Annotated in this window: 1 protein-coding gene; it reads left to right on the top strand. The window is 50.3% G+C overall.

Going from position 1 to position 1,227, the window contains the following annotated elements:
• On the top strand, window positions 1-1,205 hold a 1,205-nt coding region (locus QZL66_RS03845), incomplete at its 5' end, for a hypothetical protein (protein ID WP_293601831.1).
• Between the last annotated feature and the right edge of the window lie 22 nt (window positions 1,206-1,227).

Raw genomic sequence — 1,227 nt, 5'->3', positions numbered from 1 at the left:
CCTCCCAAAAAATCAGCGAGGAGGAGTTCGAGTCGTACATGATCGGTCTGTACGACCAGCTGGATGGCAGCACTGCCAAGGCAGATACCACAGAGACAGTGACGAAAACCACTGCTGCAAAGGAAACCGCCGCCCAGCAAACAACCACCAAGGCGACCACCACGGAAGTGGCGAAGTCCAAGAACTATATGGCGTATATGGATACGATTGAGTTGTATGGCGGACTTGCAGATATCGCGAAAAATGACTATCAGGAGAGTGTCGCACATCGGGAATACTATCTCTATGACATCGATCAGGATGGAACGCAGGAGCTGCTGATTCGGTTTGGCGGAAGCGAAGCGGATACAGAAACGATGGTGTTCACTTTGGACGAAGATGGAACCATTCTTGATTTGGGCAGCTTCGCCAGCGGAAATACCACGCTGTATCAAAAGGACGGCAAACTCTATAGCAGCTATGCCCAGATGGGACAGCAAGTTGTGTCGGAAATTCAGATTGTCGGCGGTTCTGTTACACAGGAAAAAGTGATGGAACAGTCTTATAGTGGTGAGGAACGGAGGTATGGCGCAAAATTCAAGGGTTGTGATCTCTCCGACACCATCAAGGTGGATCTGCTGCTGCCCTATGATATAGAGATGCCGTGTATCGTTGAAGCAAATGTGAATACCTATCTGCTGTCCGGTCAGGACGGCGTGGAAACACGGCTGTATGTGGATGGAGATTTCGCAAATGTGATGGTCACGAAATTCTCTCTGGAGGACGACAGCGTCACGAATGTGATTGGAACTTACAGCAAGGCAGAGTGTCAGGATTCTGTCAATCTGAAATTTGACCCTTACCAAAATCCGAAGAGCTATCTGTTCCTGATTCCCGTAGCAGCCGATGGAACAGTTGGCCACGGTGTTATCCGTGAGATTCAGCAGGAGACCAGCGGAACCGTCCAGAGCGGCGGCTATGCTGTCAGCATCCCCGACCAGAAAGGACAGATCAATTGCCATGGCGGGGTTGTTCCGGGCTACACCACTGATTACATCGTCAATGGCGGTGCATGCGAAACGGTGAGAAAGAGTCTCGGCGACACATGGCACGTCACGGCGAAAAACAAGTGCACCAATTATGGAACCACATGGTATGAACTGTGGGATACGGATGACAACGATTACTACGGCTGGGTGGATTCCAATAACATCGATTTCTATTGATGGGATTTCCTCATGACCCGTG

This window comes from Ruminococcus sp. CAG:330, assembly GCF_000437175.1.
Classification (GTDB): Bacteria; Bacillota; Clostridia; order Oscillospirales; family Ruminococcaceae; genus Ruminococcus_C.
The sequence above is the reverse complement of the archived record's forward strand: the minus strand, read 5'-3'. Positions and strand labels throughout refer to the sequence as shown.